The sequence below is a fragment of the Streptomyces sp. NBC_00670 genome (assembly GCF_036226765.1).
Lineage (GTDB): Bacteria > Actinomycetota > Actinomycetes > Streptomycetales > Streptomycetaceae > Streptomyces.
On the sequence record NZ_CP109017.1, the window covers coordinates 4589971 to 4607110 of the forward strand.

At 73.1% G+C, this 17140-nt stretch carries 16 protein-coding genes; 6 read left to right on the forward strand and 10 right to left on the reverse strand.

Annotated elements, in window-relative coordinates; genetic code table 11:
- Nucleotides 1-42: 42 nt before the first annotated feature.
- From OIE12_RS20450 to deoC, 7 genes are all read right to left on the reverse strand, one after another.
- Nucleotides 43-543 carry a hypothetical protein gene (locus OIE12_RS20450; protein WP_329137360.1) on the reverse strand — a complete coding sequence of 167 codons (501 nt, stop codon included), beginning with the start codon at nt 541-543 and terminating at the stop codon, nt 43-45.
- A gap of 116 nt (nt 544-659) precedes the next feature.
- Nucleotides 660-1505, reverse strand: a complete 846-nt coding sequence (locus tag OIE12_RS20455; RefSeq protein ID WP_329137362.1) for a helix-turn-helix domain-containing protein — start codon at nt 1503-1505, stop codon at nt 660-662.
- Nucleotides 1502-2038: a DUF6879 family protein gene (locus OIE12_RS20460; RefSeq protein ID WP_329137365.1), complete on the reverse strand. Its 537-nt coding sequence runs from the start codon at nt 2036-2038 to the stop codon at nt 1502-1504. The genes OIE12_RS20455 and OIE12_RS20460 overlap by 4 nt, the downstream gene beginning before the upstream one ends.
- A 5-nt stretch (nt 2039-2043) precedes the next feature.
- Nucleotides 2044-2280: a hypothetical protein gene (locus tag OIE12_RS20465; protein ID WP_329137367.1), complete on the reverse strand. Its 237-nt coding sequence runs from the start codon at nt 2278-2280 to the stop codon at nt 2044-2046.
- Nucleotides 2281-2429: 149 nt separating this feature from the next.
- Complete coding sequence (locus OIE12_RS20470; RefSeq protein WP_329137369.1) at nt 2430-3323, reverse strand: aldehyde dehydrogenase family protein; 894 nt, start codon at nt 3321-3323, stop codon at nt 2430-2432.
- Nucleotides 3316-4761, reverse strand: a complete 1446-nt coding sequence (locus tag OIE12_RS20475; protein ID WP_329142095.1) for an aldehyde dehydrogenase family protein — start codon at nt 4759-4761, stop codon at nt 3316-3318. Before OIE12_RS20475 ends, OIE12_RS20470 begins: the two co-directional genes overlap by 8 nt.
- 12 nt (nt 4762-4773) lie before the next feature.
- Nucleotides 4774-5727 carry a deoxyribose-phosphate aldolase gene (gene deoC, locus OIE12_RS20480; RefSeq protein WP_329142097.1) on the reverse strand — a complete coding sequence of 318 codons (954 nt, stop codon included), beginning with the start codon at nt 5725-5727 and terminating at the stop codon, nt 4774-4776.
- A 200-nt stretch (nt 5728-5927) separates the two neighbouring features.
- Between deoC and OIE12_RS20485 the strand changes: the two genes are divergently transcribed.
- The 6 genes from OIE12_RS20485 (at nt 5928) to OIE12_RS20510 (ending at nt 13527) form a co-directional block, all read left to right on the forward strand.
- Complete coding sequence (locus OIE12_RS20485; RefSeq protein ID WP_329137371.1) at nt 5928-7136, forward strand: serine hydrolase domain-containing protein; 1209 nt, start codon at nt 5928-5930, stop codon at nt 7134-7136.
- Between the two features lie 127 nt (nt 7137-7263).
- On the forward strand, nt 7264-7962 hold the full coding sequence (locus tag OIE12_RS20490; RefSeq protein ID WP_329137374.1) for a PH domain-containing protein: 699 nt from the start codon (nt 7264-7266) through the stop codon (nt 7960-7962).
- Between the two features lie 37 nt (nt 7963-7999).
- Nucleotides 8000-9244: a sensor histidine kinase gene (locus tag OIE12_RS20495; protein WP_329137376.1), complete on the forward strand. Its 1245-nt coding sequence runs from the start codon at nt 8000-8002 to the stop codon at nt 9242-9244.
- Nucleotides 9241-9915 carry a response regulator transcription factor gene (locus tag OIE12_RS20500; RefSeq protein WP_329137378.1) on the forward strand — a complete coding sequence of 225 codons (675 nt, stop codon included), beginning with the start codon at nt 9241-9243 and terminating at the stop codon, nt 9913-9915. Before OIE12_RS20495 ends, OIE12_RS20500 begins: the two co-directional genes overlap by 4 nt.
- Nucleotides 9916-10066: 151 nt before the next feature.
- On the forward strand, nt 10067-10948 hold the full coding sequence (locus OIE12_RS20505; RefSeq protein WP_329137379.1) for an ABC transporter ATP-binding protein: 882 nt from the start codon (nt 10067-10069) through the stop codon (nt 10946-10948).
- Complete coding sequence (locus OIE12_RS20510; RefSeq protein WP_329137381.1) at nt 10945-13527, forward strand: ABC transporter permease; 2583 nt, start codon at nt 10945-10947, stop codon at nt 13525-13527. Before OIE12_RS20505 ends, OIE12_RS20510 begins: the two co-directional genes overlap by 4 nt.
- Before the next feature lie 92 nt (nt 13528-13619).
- On the opposite strand, the gene OIE12_RS20515 is transcribed toward OIE12_RS20510, so the two are convergent.
- The 3 genes from OIE12_RS20515 to OIE12_RS20525 form a co-directional block, all read right to left on the reverse strand.
- Nucleotides 13620-15272 carry a phospho-sugar mutase gene (locus OIE12_RS20515; protein ID WP_329137383.1) on the reverse strand — a complete coding sequence of 551 codons (1653 nt, stop codon included), beginning with the start codon at nt 15270-15272 and terminating at the stop codon, nt 13620-13622.
- A 160-nt stretch (nt 15273-15432) separates the two neighbouring features.
- Nucleotides 15433-16257 (reverse strand): purine-nucleoside phosphorylase, encoded by an 825-nt coding sequence (locus OIE12_RS20520; protein WP_329137385.1) that lies wholly within the window; start codon nt 16255-16257, stop codon nt 15433-15435.
- Between the two features lie 341 nt (nt 16258-16598).
- A complete protein-coding gene (locus tag OIE12_RS20525) occupies nt 16599-17036 on the reverse strand; it encodes a gamma-glutamylcyclotransferase (RefSeq protein WP_329137387.1) in 438 nt (145 codons plus the stop codon).
- Between the last annotated feature and the right edge of the window lie 104 nt (nt 17037-17140).

Genomic DNA, 17140 nt, shown 5'->3' on the forward strand with positions numbered 1-17140 from the left:
TCCTCGGGGAGCCGTGAGGGCGGGGGCGACTGTAGTGCCGGTTCAGTGGCTGTCGGGGACCTTGTCGTCGCACGGTGAGCAGTCCGCGCCGTCGATGGCCCACAGCTCCTCGTCGATCGCCCAGCCCTGGTCCTTCAGGAAGGCGCCGGTGCGCAGGCACAGGCCGTCGCTGCGGCGCTGGACGAACGGGGCGTGGTGCTTGAACCGGCCGTCGTTGTACAGACGGCACAGCCCCCACCAGACGGGTGTGTCGAGGATGAGCTGGTGGACGCCGATGTCGACGAGCTTGCCGACGCCGAGGTGGACGCCGGGATTCTCGATGGAGCCCATGACGTACATGACGGCGTTGCCGAGGATCCGCTCGGCCATGTCACGGACCATGGTGTGGTCGCGCAGGAGCAGGGCGACCTCGCGGTCCCACAGGCTCATGCCGGAGTCGAAGATGTTGACGGTGAGTTCGGTGATGTGCGGGGCGACCGCGTTGAGAAGTTCCCGTGGGTCGCGGGTGCGTGTCGCAGCCGGCTGTTCCAAGACGACGGTCACATTGTCCTCCGGGCGGTGAAGTGATGCCGTGACCAGGACCGTAGGGAGAAGGGTTGTGGGCAAGCGTGTCGGTTGTCCCGGATTGCCGAGGGCGGTACTGGATTCCGGCCGGTTGCTCAGCCGAGGCCGAGTGAGGCGCGCGCCCGGCCGATCAGCCGGCGCGCCTGCTCCCCGCCGACCGCTGTCTCGGAGAGCCGGTCCCAGACACGGCCGTACAGGGCGAGTTCGTCGGCGGCTTCCAGGACGAACTCCGAGTTGATCGTCTCGACGACCACCCGCTCCTCGTCGAAGATCCAGAACCCGTGCTTCGGGGACAGCCTCAGCCGGGCCCCGAAGGGCACGATCCCGAGCGACACCTGGGGCATGCCGATCAGCCCGATCAGCCGGTCGTGCTGGCCCGCCATCACCTCGCCGGGCCCGACGTGGGCGTGCAGCGCGCCTTCCCAGATCAGGACGCGGAAGCTGTGGCCGTTCTCGTACAGCACCTCCTGCCGTCTCATGCGGGCGCGCACGGCTTCGTCGGTGTCGCGCGGTGACCGCATGAGGTCGGCGTTGAGGAGCAGCAGGTGCCGGGCGTAGTCAGGGGTCTGGAAGAGCCCGGGGATCACGGTGGCTTCGTAGCCGCGGACGGTCGCGGTGCGCCGGTAGGCGGCTACGTAGCGGTCCTGTACGGCCCGGTGGCCGGTGGCGAGCTGTCGGCGCCATGAACGGTGCCGTGACTCCAGGCCCCGCAGCCGGCTCAGGAGGTCGGCGCCCTCGGCGGGGACGCCGAGGGCCTGCGCCCAGGCCTGGAGGTCGGCGGCGGTCGCGGTCTGCTTCCCGTTCTCGAGACGGGAAACCTTCGACCGCTGCCAGCCCAGCCGATCGGCCAGTTCCTTGCCCTGGAGGCCGGCCTCGGCGCGCAGCTCGCGCAACCGCGCGCCGAGGGCCTCACGGCCGGACTGGTAGTCGGTGGCGCTCACCTGCCCGACGGTACCTGCGCCTGGAACTGGCCGGTAGGCACCGCGTGATGCCAGGCGGCATCACGGATTTGGCAGGCACGCACGACGTTCTCGGCGTCCTCCATGACCTGGAGGCCGAGGGTGACGCCGTGCTCGTCGATGACGAATCTCGCCAGGATGCGGGAGTCGAACAGCCAGAAGTCGTGGTCCGGCAGTCCGAGGCGTACGGCGTCGGCACGCCAGAGGTTGCGGATGTCCTCACCGGCGGCCACGTTGCCGAGCCCGGTGGCGAGGAGGAATCGCTGCCCTTCGGTGGGCGGGTCGTCGACGAGACGTACCCGCTCGTACCGCTTCCCGGCCCGCGTCTGCCGACGGACGGCCGCCTGCCAGGGGTTGGCCGGGTCGTAGCCGAAGGTCTCGCCCCTCTGGAAGCGGGGCCAGTTCGGGCTGTCCCGGTCGGTGGCATAGCCGCGCTGAGTTTCGAGGCGCCAAGCGGTGTGCTGGAAGTCGGTGAAGAGGTGGGTGATCTCGTCGAAGGCGACCAGGTCCGGCACGCGGTCTACTCCTTCGTCGCCGCGTCGACGGCCGGGGAGACCAGGCCGGGCACGAAGCGGGTCAGCAGCTCGCGGGGGATCCGTACGAACGTCTCCGACGGCTTGACGTCCCGGAGCTGGGCCAGATGCCCGGGGTCGGTCTCGCGGTCGCCCTGTACGAGGATCTCGCCGGTCTCGACGATCTCGTACAGGGTGGGGCAGTTGCCGTTCTCCGAAGTGGTGCCGATGAACCTGAGTGTCACGGGGGCTCTCCGTCCTGGCTGTCGGACGTCCAGGATGGTGCGGATCGCGAAGAACCGTCGGTGAATTGCCGGAGATTGCGCCGAGAGGTTCCGAGGCCCCTCCGCTGCGGAGGAGCCTCGGCTCGGTCACGTTCCGCGTGGTCTGTCCGTCAGTACGACGACCCCGACGCCCCCAGCGCTCCCGTCGGGTGCCAGACCGTCTTGGTTTCCAGGAACGCCGTCATGCGGTCCGTGCCGGGGGTCGTCGTCCAGTCGTCCACAGGCTGTGGACGCAGGACGCGCTTGAGGTTGTCGGCCGCGGCGATCTCCAGTTCCTTGGCCAGGGGCTCGTCCGCGCCGGCCAGGTCGATCGCGTTGACGTCCTGGTGGGCGGCGAGCGGGGCCGCGATCTCCGCCGTGCGGCCGGAGAGGATGTTGACGACGCCGCCGGGCAGGTCGGACGTGGCCAGGACCTCGCCGAGGGAGAGGGCGGGGAGCGGGGCTCGCTCCGGCGCCGCCACGACCGCCGTGTTGCCCGTCGCGATCACCGGGGCGACGACCGAGATCAGGCCAAGGAACGACGACTCCTGCGGGGCCAGTACGGCCACCACGCCCGTCGGTTCGGGGGAGGAGAGGTTGAAGTACGGGCCCGCGACCGGGTTGCCGCCGCCCACGACCTGGGCGATCTTGTCGGTCCAGCCCGCGTACCAGACCCAGCGGTCGATCGCCGCGTCCACCTGCGCGGCGGCCTTCGACTTCGACAGGCCCTCCGCCTCGGCGACCTCGCGCACGTACTGGTCGCGGCGGCCCTCCAGCATCTCCGCGATCCGGTACAGGATCTGGCCCCTGTTGTACGCCGTCGCGCCGGACCAGCCGCCGAACGCCTTGCGCGCGGCGACCACCGCGTCCCGGGCGTCCTTGCGGGAGGCGAGGGGCGCGTTGGCCAGCCACATGTTCCTGGCGTCTGTCACCTCGTACACCCGGCCGCTCTCGGAACGCGGGAACTTGCCCCCGACGTACAGCTTGTAGGTCTTGAAGACGGACAGTCGTGCGGCATCAGACATCGAGGTACGCCTCCAGGCCGTGGCGGCCGCCCTCGCGGCCGAAGCCCGACTCCTTGTACCCGCCGAACGGCGAGGTCGGGTCGAACTTGTTGAACGTGTTGGACCAGATCACGCCCGCGCGGAGCTTGTTCGCCACCGACAGGATGCGCGAGCCCTTCTCCGTCCAGATGCCCGCCGACAGGCCGTACGGGGTGTTGTTGGCCTTGGCGACGGCCTCGTCGGGGGTGCGGAAGGTGAGGACCGACAGCACGGGGCCGAAGATCTCGTCGCGGGCGATGGTGTGCGCCTGGGTGACGTTGGTGAAGAGCGTCGGGGCGAACCAGTAGCCGGAGGAGGGGAGTTCGCAGGCCGGGGACCAGCGCTCGGCGCCCTCCGCCTCGCCCTGGTCGGCCAGCGCGGTGATGCGGGCCAGCTGCTCGGCGGAGTTGATCGCGCCGATGTCCGTGTTCTTGTCCAGCGGGTCGCCGAGGCGCAGCGTGGCGAGCCTGCGCTTGAGGGAGTCGAGCAGCTCGTCGTGGATCGATTCCTGGACGAGGAGCCGTGAGCCCGCGCAGCAGACCTGGCCCTGGTTGAAGAAGATCCCGGTGACGATCCCCTCCACCGCCTGGTCGATCGGCGCGTCGTCGAAGACGATGTTGGCGCCCTTGCCGCCCAGCTCCAGCGTGAGCTTCTTGTGGGTGCCCGCGACCGTGCGGGCGATCTCCTTGCCGACGGCCGTGGACCCGGTGAACGCCACCTTGTTCACGTCCGGGTGGGCGACCAGCGCCGCTCCGGCGCGGCCGTCACCGGTGAGGATGTTGACGACGCCCTTGGGGAGCCCGGCCTGGCGGCAGATGTCCGCGAAGAACAGGGCGGACAGGGGCGTCGTCTCGGCGGGCTTCAGCACCACCGTGTTGCCCGTCGCCAGCGCCGGGGCGATCTTCCACGCCAGCATCAGGAGGGGGAAGTTCCAGGGGATGACCTGGCCCGCGACGCCGAGGGGCCTCGGGGCCGCACCGAACCCGGCGTGGTCCAGCTTGTCCGCCCAGCCCGCGTAGTAGAAGAAGTGCGCGGCGACGAGGGGGAGGTCGGCGTCGCGGGTCTCGCGGATCGGCTTGCCGTTGTCCAGGGTCTCCAGGACGGCCAGCTCGCGGCTGCGCTCCTGGATGATCCGGGCGATGCGGAACAGGTACTTGGCGCGCTCGGAGCCCGGCAGCGCCGACCACTTCTCGAACGCCTTGCGGGCGGCGCCGACCGCGCGGTCGACGTCCGCCTCGGTGGCCTCCGCGACCTCGCAGAGGACCTCCTCGGTGGCGGGGGAGACGGTCTTGAAGACCTTGCCGTCGGCCGCCTCGGTGAACTCCCCGTCGATGAACAGGCCGTAGGACGGGGCGATGTCGACGACCGCGCGCGACTCGGGCGCCGGGGCGTACTCGAAAACAGGAGTCTGCTTTTCCATGGTCATGGGATGTCAGTCCACCGTCACGTAGTCGGGGCCGGAGTAGCGGCCGGTGGCCAGCTTCTGCCGCTGCATCAGGAGGTCGTTCAGCAGCGAGGAGGCGCCGAAGCGGAACCAGTGGTTGTCCAGCCAGTCCTCGCCCGCGGTCTCGTTGACCAGGACCAGGAACTTGATCGCGTCCTTGCTGGTGCGGATGCCGCCGGCCGGCTTCACGCCGACCTGGACGCCGGTCTGCGCGCGGAAGTCGCGCACGGCCTCCAGCATCAGGAGGGTGTTCGCGGGGGTCGCGTTGACGGCGACCTTGCCCGTCGAGGTCTTGATGAAGTCCGCCCCGGCCAGCATCCCGAGCCAGCTCGCGCGGCGGATGTTGTCGTACGTCGACAGCTCGCCCGTCTCGAAGATGACCTTCAGCCGGGCGGCCGTCCCGCAGGCCTCGCGTACGGCGGTGATCTCCTCGAACACCTTCGCGTAGTTCCCGGCGAGGAACGCGCCCCGGTCGATGACCATGTCGATCTCGTCCGCCCCGGCGGCGACGGCCTCGCGGACGTCCGCCAGCTTGACGGCGAGGGGGGCGCGGCCGGCCGGGAAGGCGGTGGCGACGGAGGCGACCTTGACCCCGGAACCGGCGACGGCCGCCTTCGCGGTGGCCACCATGTCGGGGTAGACGCAGACCGCGGCCGTGGCGGGCGTGGTGCGGTCGGTCGGGTCGGGACGGACCGCCTTCGCGCCGAGCGACCGGACCTTGCCGGGGGTGTCCGCGCCTTCCAGCGTCGTCAGGTCGACCATCGAGATGGCGAGGTCGATGGCGTACGCCTTCGCCGTCGTCTTGATGGACCGGGTGCCGAGCGACGCGGCGCGCGCCTCCAGGCCGACCGTGTCGACGCCGGGCAGCCCGTGCAGGAAGCGGCGCAGCGTCCCGTCGGACGCGGTGACGTCGCTGAGAGCGTGTGGTGCAGTGGTGGGCATGGTCACCGTACGAGCATATCTACGCGCGTAGCGGGTTGTACAGCCCCGAGGGGCCGCGCATACGGCCACCAGGAGGTGGTGGTGCAGGCTGTACCTCGGACTGTCATGCAGCCCTCATCGTGCCCAACACCCCCTGGTTCATAGCGTGGTGGGCACTTCGGACCGAGCCGGGTCCTCCGATTCCGAGGAGCTGCCAGACCATGGCGACCGAGACCACCCCCCACACCTCTCCCACCCCCCGTACGGGAGTCACCTCCCGCATCGTTGTCACCACCCTCGCGGCGGCCCTGGCCGCCGGCGCCGGGCTGGTCACGCCCGCCGCGGCGGCGACGCACACCCACGCCCCGTCCCTCCGGCGCGGGGCGGACGCGGTGCACGACACCGGCACCGTCGGCGTCGTCGTCCGCTCGACCGGCCCGCACGGCTCCCGCACCGCCACCGCCGGCATCGCCGACCAGGAGACCGGCCGTCCCGCCCGGCCCGGCGACACCTTCCGCATCGCCAGCTCCACCAAGACCTTCGTCTCCACGGTCGTCCTGCAACTGGTCGGCGAGGGGCGCCTCTCGCTCGACGACACCGTCGAGGACCTGCTGCCGGGCGTCGTCGCGGGCAACGGCAACGACGGCAGCCGCATCACCGTCCGGCAGCTGCTCAACCACACCAGCGGCCTGTTCGACTTCACGGCGGACTTCCCGGTCCTCACCGACATCGACGCCTTCCAGGAGGGGCGCCTGCGCAGCTGGACGGACGACCAGCTCGTCGCCATGGCGATGAAGCACGAGCCGAACTTCGCCCCGGGGAAGGGCTGGAGCTACTCCAACACCAACTACACCCTCGCCGGCATGATCATCGAGAAGGTGACCGGCCACAGCTGGCAGCACGAGGTGACCCACCGCATCGTCCGGCCGCTGGGGCTGCACCGCACCTCGGCCCCGTACACCGACCCCTACATGAAGGGCCCGCACCTCAAGGGGTACTCCGCCTTCGCCGCGGAGGGCCGGACGCCGATCGACGTCAGCGTGATGAACCCGAGCGCCGCCGGTTCGGCGGGCGGCATGATCAGCAACACGGCCGACCTGACGACGTTCTACTCGGCGCTGATGAAGGGCCGCCTGCTGAAGCCGGCCCAGCTCGCCGAGATGGAGACGACGGTGCGGGCCAAGGAGCTGGACCCCGCCTGGCCCGGGGCGCGGTACGGCCTCGGCCTGATGACGGTGCCGCTGAGCTGCGGCGGCAGCTACTACAGCCACGGCGGTGACCTCTTCGGCTACACGACCCGCAACGGCTTCAGCGCGGACGGCCGCCATGTGGTCGTCGTGGCGGCGACGGGGGACGGCGACGACACCACGACGCCGGCCGCGAACGCCGTGATCGACGAGCAGCTGTGCGCGGCGGAAGGCCGCGGATAGCCGCGGGCGGCGCGCCCGCCGGGCCACGGCCCGCGGGCCACGCCCCCGGCCCCGCCTCCCTCCGCGACGGGTTCGAGTCCTCCCTCCGCGTACGGGTCCGACGGGGCCGTCGGGCAGAATCGACGGCATGACGTCCCCCGAGACCCAGCCGCCCGCCCCCGAGCCGGCTTCCCGCCCCGACCGGGTCCACCGCTCCTCGGCCGGCATCGCCGGCGGGGTGCTGCTGCTCGCCCTGGTGGCGTGGCTCGGCATCGACGCGCTGGTCGTCGGCAAGGGCCGTACGCCGTGGCTGGCGCTGGCGGCGATGATCGTGATCGTGCCGCTGGTGAGCGCGTTCACGCTGCGGCCGGCCGTGTTCGTCAACGACGACCGGCTGCGCGTGCGCAACCCGTTCCGGGTGATCGTGCTGCCGTGGGGCTCGGTGGCCTCGCTGCGCTCCGGCTACTCGAACGAGGTGGTCGCGGCCAGCGGGACGAAGTACCAGCTGTGGGCGGTGCCGGTGTCGCTGCGCGGGCGGAAGCGGGCGGCGCGGCAGGAGGCGCGGCAGACGGCTGAGGGGGTCGGCGGCGGTCCCGCCCGGCGGGGCGGGATGCTCGGCGGGCTCGGGGGCGGCTTCGGCGGGCAGGGGGGTGCGGCCGTGACCGGGACCGAGGGGCCCGTGCGGGCGCAGACGGACCAGATCATGGACGACCTCAAGGAGCTCGCCGAGCGGCGGGGCGGGGCCGAGGCGGCGCAGGGGGAGCCGAGCGTGCGCTGGGCGTACGAGGTGCTCGGTCCGGTGGCCGCGGGCCTGATCGTCTTCGCCGTCCTCCTGGCGACGGGCTGACCCCCGGGCGTCCTCCCGCGGCACATAGGCTGTGCCCATGACCTCAGCGGAGGAGGAAGGCCCGCGCGCGCTGTTCGCGGGGGCCTCCCACAGGTGGGTACGGATGCTGCCGTGGGGCGTCGCCTTCGTGCTGTGCGTCGCGCTGCTGCCCACGACCATCGTGGTCCTCACCGCCGACTACGGTCTGAACGGGGGCGTCGCCGCCGCCCTGGCCGTCGCGCAGGCCGCGCCGCTGCTGCTCGCCGTCGTACGGCCGCTGCTCGCCTGGTACGTGGTCTTCGCCGCCGACGTGGCCGGGGCGCTCGCGCTGCTCGCCGTCGGCTTCCCGGAGCGGCTGCTGTGGCCGTTCCCGCCCACGGGGATCGTCGGGTACGTCGGTCTCTGCCTCGCCCTGGGCCTGCGCGAGCGGCGCCGGACGCTGGTCCTCGTGTGGCTGGCCACGGCGGGCGCGAACGTCGCCCTGGGGTTCGCCGCACCCCACGGTTTCGGTGCCAGGGAGCTGCTGCTCACCATCCTCGGGGGCGTCGCGCTCCTGCTGGGCGGGGTGCTCCGCGAGCGGTCCGAGGCGCAGCGCAGACTGGCCGAGCAGGAGACGATCAGCGAGGCCGAGCGCGGCCGGCGGACGCTGCTGGAGGAACGCGCCCGGATCGCCCGCGAGCTGCACGACGTGGTCGCCCACCACATGTCCGTCATCACGGTGCAGGCGAACACCGCCGAGTACCGCCTGGAGAGGCTGCCGCCGGACGTGCGGGAGGAGTTCACGTCCATCGCGGGAACCGCGCGCGAGTCGCTCGGCGAGATGCGCAGGCTCCTCGGCGTGCTGCGCAACGAGGAGACGCACGGCGAGCTCGTGCCCCAGCCCGGACTGGCGCAGATCGGGCAGCTGGTGGAGGCGACGGCGAGGGCCCGCGGGCCGGTGGAATTCACCCCCTGCGACATCGATGCCGAGGTGCCCGAGACCGTGGGCCTGTCCGCCTACCGGATCGTCCAGGAGGCCCTCGCGAACGTCGTGCGGCACGCGCCGGGCGCGCACACGCGGGTGTCGCTGTCGGTGGCGGAGCCGGATCAGGGAGGCGGCGCCCTGCTCACCGTCCTCGTCGTCAACGGCCCGCCGCCGGCACCGCCCGCCGCGCCGCTGGAGGCGAGCGGCACCGGGCACGGCCTCGTCGGCATGCGCGAGCGGGTGCGGCTCGTCGGCGGCACCCTCGACGTGGGGCCGCTGCCGGACGGCGGCTTCCGCGTCGCGGCACGACTTCCGCTCATCGAAAAGGACCCCACGTGACGACCCGCGTCCTCATCGTCGACGACCAGGCCATGGTGCGGGCGGGTTTCGCCGCGCTGCTCGCCGCCCAGAGCGACATCGACGTGGTGGGCGAGGCCCCCGACGGCGCGCAGGGCGTCGAGCTGAGCCGGCGCACGCATCCCGACGTCGTCCTGATGGATGTGCGGATGCCCGAGATGGACGGCCTGGAGGCCGCGCGCCGGCTGCTCACGCCGCCGCCGGGGGTGACCCACCGGCCGCGCGTCCTGATGCTCACCACCTTCGACGTCGACGACTACGTGTACGAGGCGCTGCGGGCCGGCGCGAGCGGCTTCCTGCTGAAGGACGCGCCGCCGGCCGACCTCATCGCGGCGGTCCGCGTCGTGGCCTCGGGCGACGCGCTGCTCGCCCCCTCCGTGACGCGCCGCCTCATCGCGGACTTCGCCAAGCAGCGTCCCGCCGCCCGGGGCAGGCCCGCGCAGCGGCTCAAGGGGCTGACCGAGCGCGAGACCGAGGTCCTCACCCTGGTGGCCCGCGGCCTGTCCAACACGGAGATCGCCCGGACGCTGGTGCTGGCCGAGCAGACGGTGAAGACGCACGTCAGCCGCGTCCTCACCAAGCTCGACCTGCGGGACCGGGCCCAGGCGGTGGTCTTCGCCTACGAGTCGGGGCTGGTCGCCCCGGGCGAGTAGGACCGCCCGCGTCCCCGCGTCCCCGCGCCCCTCCTCCACCCCCTACCGGGGTACTACCTCCGCATTGGCTCCCGGGTATGACGCCAGGCCGGTGGCCGTCCCCGCACTCTGTCCTCCGTCACGGGAAGCGCACGCATGGAGGAGACGGGACATGAGGCTACGCAGGGGCAAGCGGCGGCAGGCGGAGAACCGGCCGGAGGTGGACAACCGGCCGGAGACGGACGACTCGCCGGAGACCGGCGGCCGGACCGCGGTCCCCGCCGCCACGCCCGGTCTCGCCGTCGAACTGCGCGACGTCCGCCGGCAGTACGGCCGCGGGGCGGGCGCCGTGCACGCCCTCGCCGGCATCGACCTGGGGCTGCCGCGCGGCACGTTCACCGCGGTCATGGGCCCCTCCGGATCGGGGAAGTCCACCTTCCTGCAATGCGCCGCCGGGCTCGACCGGCCGACGGCGGGATCCGTGCGCCTCGGCGGCACGGAGATCACCGGCATGAGCGAGAACGAGCTCACCGAACTGCGCCGCAGCCGCCTCGGCTTCGTCTTCCAGGCGTTCAACCTGCTGCCGTCGCTGACCGTGGAGCAGAACGTGCTGCTCCCCATGCGCCTGGCCGGGCAGCGCCAGGACCGGCGCCGGGCCGAGGAGGTGCTCGCCCGGGTCGGGCTCGCCGACAAGGCCAGGCGCCGGCCCGGAGAGCTCTCCGGCGGCCAGCAGCAGCGCGTGGCCGTCGCCCGCGCCCTGATCACCGACCCCGACGTCATCTTCGCCGACGAACCCACCGGCGCCCTCGACACCGGCACCGCCGCCGAGGTCCTCGGCCTGCTGCGCAACGCCGTGGACTCCCTCGAAGCCACGGTCGTCATGGTCACCCACGACCCGGTCGCGGCCTCCTGGGCCGACCGGGTGCTGTTCCTCGCCGACGGCTCCTTCGCCGACCGCCTCGAACGCGGTTCGGCGGAGCGGATCGCGGCGCGGATGGCCGTGCTCACCTCCCGTGCCTCGCGCGCGGGCGCGCCGGTGGGGGTGACCGTATGAGGCGCCCCAACGGACTCGCCCGTGAGGCCGTCCGCTTCAAGCCCGCGTCCTTCGCGGGGACCTTCCTCGCCCTGCTGATGTCCGCACTGATCGTCTCGACCTGCGGAATCCTGCTGGAGACCGGCCTGCGCGCCTCGGTGCCGCCCGAGCGCTACGCGAACACGCCGGTCGTCGCGGCCGCGGACCAGAACGAGTACGTCGTCACCGGCAGCGGCGAGGACGAGGAGAGGGAGGCGACACCGCTGCCGGACACGGCACGGATGGACGCCGCCCTGGCGGCGAAGGTCGCCAAGGCGCCGGGCGTGGCCGCAGCCGTCGCCGACTTCACCTTCCCGGTGCGCACGGCGCACGACAGCGCGCACGACAGCGCGCACGACAGCGCGCACGACAGCGCGCACGACGGTGCGGGCGCCGGCGTGCGTGACCTGTCCGTTCCGGGCGGGGTGCTCACCGCGCACGGATGGGGCTCGCACGCCTTCACCGGCACCTCGCTGACGAGCGGTTCCGCGCCCCGTGCGGACGAGGTCGTGCTCGACGCCGGCACCGCCCGCGCCGCGCACGCCGCCGTCGGCGACACCGTGGTCCTGGAGACCGCCGCGGGCCGGCAGGACTTCCGCGTCGCCGGCCTCGCCGAGGCCGGACCCGGGGACACCGCCCGTGACCCCGGACCCCCGGCCTGGTTCGCCGACGACCGGGCCGGCACGCTCGCCGGACACCCCGGCACGGTCGACGCCGTGGCCGTACTGGCCGAGGACGGCACGGACACCGGCGCCCTCGCCGACGCCGTGCGGCAGGCCCTGGCCGGCTCCGGCGTCCAGGTCCACACCGGCGACGACCGCGGCGGCGTCGAGGACCCCGGCCTCGGGTACGCCAAGGTGACGCTCTTCGGGATCGGCGGCTCCTTCGGTGGTATCGCCGCGATCGTCGCGGTCTTCACCGCCGCCGGGACCGTCGCGCTCTCGGTCGGTCAGCGGGCCCGCGAGTTCGCCCTGCTGCGCGCCATCGGGGCCACCCCGCGGCAGGTCCGCCGCGCGGTCGCCTCCGAGGCGCTGCTCGTCGCGCCGCTCGCCGGGATCGTCGGCTGCCTGCCCGGCATCGGGCTCGCGCACTGGTGGTTCGGACAGTTGCAGGACCGCGGCGCCGTCCCGCGAGGCGTGGACCTGCACGTCTCCGGGTTCCCGCTGCTTGCCGCCGTCGTCATGGGGCTGCTCACCGCGCTCGGTGCGGGCTGGGCGGCCGGGCGGCGGCCCGCGAGGATCAAGCCGGGGCAGGCACTGTCGGAGGCCTCGGTGGAACGGCTGCGGCCCGGTGTGGTCCGTACCGTCCTCGGCGTCGTCGCCCTCGTCGGAGGCGCGGTCCTCACCGGTGTGTCCGCCCGCTCCGCCGGGGACGACGCGGCCGGTGCCGCCCTCGGCGTCGTCATGTGCTTCATGCTCGCCGTCGGGCTGCTCGGCCCGCTGGTGGCGCGGCTGTGCGCGGGGCTGTTCGGCCTCCCGCTGCGCTCCGCCGGCCCGGCCGCCGGGCTCGCGGCCGCCAACTCCCGCGCCAACGCCCGCCGTCTCGCCTCCGCGATCACCCCGATCGCGCTCGCCGTGGCCTTCTCCTCGACCCTCGTGTTCATGCACACGAGCGAGAACCACGCCGCCGACAAGCAGGTGCGCGCGGGCATCACCGCGGACCACGTGGTCACGGACCCGGCCGGCCTCCCGGTCGACACGGCCGCCCGTGCCGCCGGCGCACAGGGCGTCCGCACGGCCGTCGGACTGCTCAACACGCAGGTGCTGGTGCCGACCGGCTCCGGCGAGTTCACGTCGCTCCTCGGCGCCTCGACCCAGGGCGTCACCGGCTCCGGCGCCGAGCTCGCGGAGGTCGAGGATCTGGACGTGCGCGACGGCAGCCTCGACCGGCTCGGCGAGGGCCGTATCGCCATCGACCGGACCCTCGCGGACTCGGCGGACGCCGGCGTCGGCGACCGGCTCCCGCTCTACCTCCCCGACGGCACCGAGGTCAGCCCCGAGGTCGTCGCCGTCTACGGCCGCGGCCTCGGCCTGGCCACGGTGACCATGGACCGCGCGTCCCTGGACGGGCACGTCACCTCGGCCTTCGACAGCACGCTGCTGGTACGGGGCGGCTCGGAGAGGTCGCTCACCGCCCTGGGCGAGGTCACCGACGTCTCCGGCTACGCCACCGAGCAGAGCCTGGACGCGAGGACGGGGGCCTGGATGAACAACACCATGGCCGCGGTCCTCGGCGGCTTCGCGGCCGTCGCCGCGATCAACACCCTGGTGATGACGGTGCTGGACCGGCGCCGCGAACTGGGCACCCTGCGCCTGGTCGGCTCCACCCGGCGTCAGGTGATGACGATGCTCCGCTGGGAGGGCCTGCTGGTGGCCGTGGTGGGCCTGGTCCTCGGCTCCGCGATCGCCGCGGCCACGCTCATCCCGATGATGAGCGGCGTCACCGGCGACGCCCCGTACGTGCCCCCGCTGCTGTTCGGCTCCTTCGCGGTCGCCGCAGGCGGCCTGGCCCTCCTCGCGGTCACCCTCCCGGCCCGTGCGGTACTGCGCCGCCGGCCGTAGCCGCGCGGCCGACGCCGTTCTTCGGCCGCGCGGGCGACCACGTCGCGCGCGCAGCCGAAGAACCGACCGTCTCCACCCCCTCCGGAGGCGTGTCAGAGGCCCGCCGCCTCCGACACGTCCCTCTTCAACGCCGCCAGCAGGCCGGCCGCACGCTCCCGCGCCGACCGCAGGTCGTCCCGGGAGCCGACCGGTACGACGGCCTCCAGGTAGCACTTCAGCTTCGGCTCCGTCCCACTCGGGCGGACGATCACCCGCGCACCGTCCATCACGTAGCGCAACCCGTCCGTCGGGGGGAGCCGGTCGGTGCCGCGGGTCAGGTCCTCCGCGGCGGTCACCGTGAGGCCCGCGAGCCGCACCGGCGGGTGCTCGCGCAGGCGGCGCATCGCGTCGGCGATGACGGACAGGTCCTCCACCCGTACCGACAACTGGTCCGTCGCGTGCAGGCCGTGCTCGACGGCGAGGTCGTCGAGGAGGTCGAGCAGTGTGCGCCCCTCGGACTTCAGGCCGGACGCCAGTTCGGTCAGCAGCAGTGCCGCCGTGATGCCGTCCTTGTCGCGCACCCCCTCCGGGTCGACGCAGTAGCCGAGCGCCTCCTCGTAGCCGTACCGCAGACCCTCCACGCGGGCGATCCACTTGAAGCCGGTGAGCGTCTCCTCGTAGCCCAGTCCCGCCGACTCGGCGATCCGGCCGAGGAGGGAGGAGGAGACGATGGACTCCGCGAACGTGCCGGTCGTCCCGCGCCGGACCAGGTGCGCGGCGAGCAGCGCGCCGACCTCGTCGCCGCGCAGCATCCGCCACTCGCCGCCGTCCCGCACGGCGGCGGCGCACCGGTCGGCGTCCGGGTCGTTGGCGATGATCAGATCGGGGTCGGCCTCCCGTGCCGTCGCGAACGCCAGGTCCATCGCGCCCGGCTCCTCCGGGTTGGGGAAGGCGACGGTCGGGAAGTCCGGGTCCGGCTCCGCCTGCGCGGGGACCAGCACGGGCGTGGGGAAGCCGGCCCGGGCGAACGCGGCGAGGAGCGTGTCCTTGCCGACGCCGTGCATCGCCGTGTAGACCGTGCGGGCGGTGCGCGGCGAGCCGGGGGCGAGGACGGCGTCCGTACGGGCGAGGTAGGCGTCGAGGACGGAGTCGTCGAGGATCTCCCAGCCGGAGTCCGGGCGGGGCACGTCCGCCAGGGCGGCGATCGCGTCGATCTCGGCGGCGATCTCCGCGTCCGCCGGCGGCACGATCTGCGAGCCGTCCCCCAGGTACACCTTGTAGCCGTTGTCCCGGGGCGGGTTGTGGCTCGCGGTGACCTCGACGCCGGCCACCGCGCCGAGGTGCCGGATGGCGAAGGCGAGGACGGGGGTGGGCAGCGGGCGGGGGAGGACCGCCGCGCGCAGGCCCGCGCCGGTCATCACGGCGGCGGTGTCGCGGGCGAAGTCGGCGGACTTGTGGCGGGCGTCGTAGCCGATGACGACGAGGCCGGCGTCGTCCTGCGTGCCGTGGGGGACGCCGTTCTTCTTCAGGTACGCGGCGAGGCCGGCGGCGGCGCGGATGACGACGGCGCGGTTCATGCGCTGGGGGCCGGCGCCGAGTTCGCCCCTCAGGCCGGCGGTGCCGAACTGGAGGGTGCCGGAGAAGCGGGCGGTGAGTTCGGGGAGGTCGGGGGTTTCGAGGAGGGCGGCGAGTTCCTCGCGGGTGTCCGGGTCGGGGTCCTCCGCGAGCCAGGCCTTGGCCTTGGCGAGGAGATCGTCGTCGTGCACGGGTCAGCCTCTCTCGTTGTGGTGAGGGGTGGGGCGCCTGTGGGTTTTCTCGCCCCCGCCGCCCCTACCCTTCCCGTCCCGGGGGCTCCGCCCCCGGACCCCCTAAAAGATTGCGCAGTTCCCCGCGCCCCTTGATAGGGGGCGCCTCCCCCGGGGTGTCTCAGATGCGGTCCAGGACCTTTGTCAGCAGTGCGCCCATGCGGGTCGCGCTGTCACGGCCGGCCTGGAGGACCTCCTCGTGGTTGAGGGGTTCGCCGGTCATGCCGGCGGCCAGGTTGGTGACCAGGGAGATGCCGAGGACCTCCGCGCCCGCCTCGCGCGCGGCGATCGCCTCCAGGACCGTCGACATGCCGACCAGGTCCGCGCCGATCGTCCGCGCCATGCGGATCTCCGCCGGCGTCTCGTAGTGCGGGCCGGGGAACTGGGCGTAGACGCCCTCCTCCAGGCCGGGCTCGATCTCCTTGCACAGCGCGCGCAGCCGCGGCGAGTACAGGTCGGTGAGGTCGACGAAGTTCGCGCCCACGATCGGCGAGGTCGCGGTCAGGTTGATGTGGTCGCTGATCAGCACCGGCTGCCCGGGACGCATCGTCTCGCGCAGACCTCCGCAGCCGTTGGTCAGGACGACCGTCTTCGCACCGGCGGCGACGGCCGTGCGCACGCCGTGGGCGACCGAGGCGACCCCGTGACCCTCGTAGTAGTGGGTGCGGCCGAGGAAGACCAGGGCGTGCTTGCCGCCGACGCGGTACGAGCGCAGCCGGCCGCCGTGGCCCTCCACGGCCGGCGGGGCGAAGCCCGGCAGGTCCGTGACCAGCAGTTCGGCGTCGGGCTCGCCGAGGGCGTCCACGGCGGGGGCCCAGCCGGAGCCCATCACGAGGGCGACGTCGTGGGTCTCGGCACCCGTCAGTTCGCGCAGCCGCGCGCCGGCGGTGTCGGCGGCGGCGTAGGGGTCGCCCTGGCGGTCGTCCGGAAGAAGAGAAGCGTTCACGCGCAAGAGACTAGCCGCTTACCGCCTACGCGCGTAGATGACGGAGGTCACGGGAGTGCGATCGTTGTCGTGTCGTGCCCCAGGGGCCGGGCTCGCGCCCGCCGTCCCTGCCTTTACCGTCCTTGACAAGGGGCTTCGCCCCTTGGACCTCTTGGGTGCGTTGTCGGCTTGCGGCCGGTGGGGGCTTGTCGCGCAGTTCCCCGCGCCCCTTAAAAGCGGGGGGCGCCCCCGAGTTTTCAGGGGCGCGGGGAACTGCGCGAACAACCAGGACGTACCCGCACCCGCCGAACAACAGAAGCCCCCGAGTTGTCAGGCGCCCCTCGACAGCCATGACGCACCGCTCAGCACGGGCGCTTGCGCAGCTCCATCACGTAATCGTGCGGCGCGCCCGCCGACTCCGCCGCGTCGGCGAGCTCACCGAGATAGCGGGCGGACGGCAGTCCGCCCTCGTACGCGTTGAGGACGTACGCCCACGCGGACTCCTCCCCGTCCAGCGTGTGCACCCGCACCTTCAGGCGGCGGTATATGTCCATGCCGACGCCCTCCCACCCGTCCAGCGCGTCCTCGTCCATCGGGGCGATGTCGTACAGCGCGACGAAGACCTGGGAACCCGGCGCCTCCACGAGCGTCGCGAGGGCGCCCTCCCAGCTCATCTGCTCGCCGCCGAACGTGAGCCGCCAGTCGTTCAGCCAGCCCGTGGCGCGCAGCGGCGAGTGCGGGGCGCGGCGGGTCATCAGCCGCGCGTCGAGGTTGCCGGCGTACGCGGCGTAGAGCGACATGAGCGCAGCGTACGGCAGTCCCGGGCGCCCCACCCGGGCAGCGCCCGGGGTGCCGTACCGGCGCGGGTCCCGTCCGGACGCGCCCCGCCGTCGGCCCCGGCGGG

Coding starts and splice junctions, on each gene's coding strand:
- OIE12_RS20490 (WP_329137374.1), top strand. CDS start 7,264: ATGACGTCCCCCGAGACCCAGCCGCCCGCCCCCGAGCCGGCTTCCCGC.
- OIE12_RS20470 (WP_329137369.1), bottom strand. CDS start 3,323: ATGTCTGATGCCGCACGACTGTCCGTCTTCAAGACCTACAAGCTGTAC.
- OIE12_RS20485 (WP_329137371.1), top strand. CDS start 5,928: ATGGCGACCGAGACCACCCCCCACACCTCTCCCACCCCCCGTACGGGA.
- OIE12_RS20475 (WP_329142095.1), bottom strand. CDS start 4,761: ATGGAAAAGCAGACTCCTGTTTTCGAGTACGCCCCGGCGCCCGAGTCG.
- deoC (WP_329142097.1), bottom strand. CDS start 5,727: ATGCCCACCACTGCACCACACGCTCTCAGCGACGTCACCGCGTCCGAC.
- OIE12_RS20495 (WP_329137376.1), top strand. CDS start 8,000: ATGACCTCAGCGGAGGAGGAAGGCCCGCGCGCGCTGTTCGCGGGGGCC.
- OIE12_RS20510 (WP_329137381.1), top strand. CDS start 10,945: ATGAGGCGCCCCAACGGACTCGCCCGTGAGGCCGTCCGCTTCAAGCCC.
- OIE12_RS20505 (WP_329137379.1), top strand. CDS start 10,067: ATGAGGCTACGCAGGGGCAAGCGGCGGCAGGCGGAGAACCGGCCGGAG.
- OIE12_RS20525 (WP_329137387.1), bottom strand. CDS start 17,036: ATGTCGCTCTACGCCGCGTACGCCGGCAACCTCGACGCGCGGCTGATG.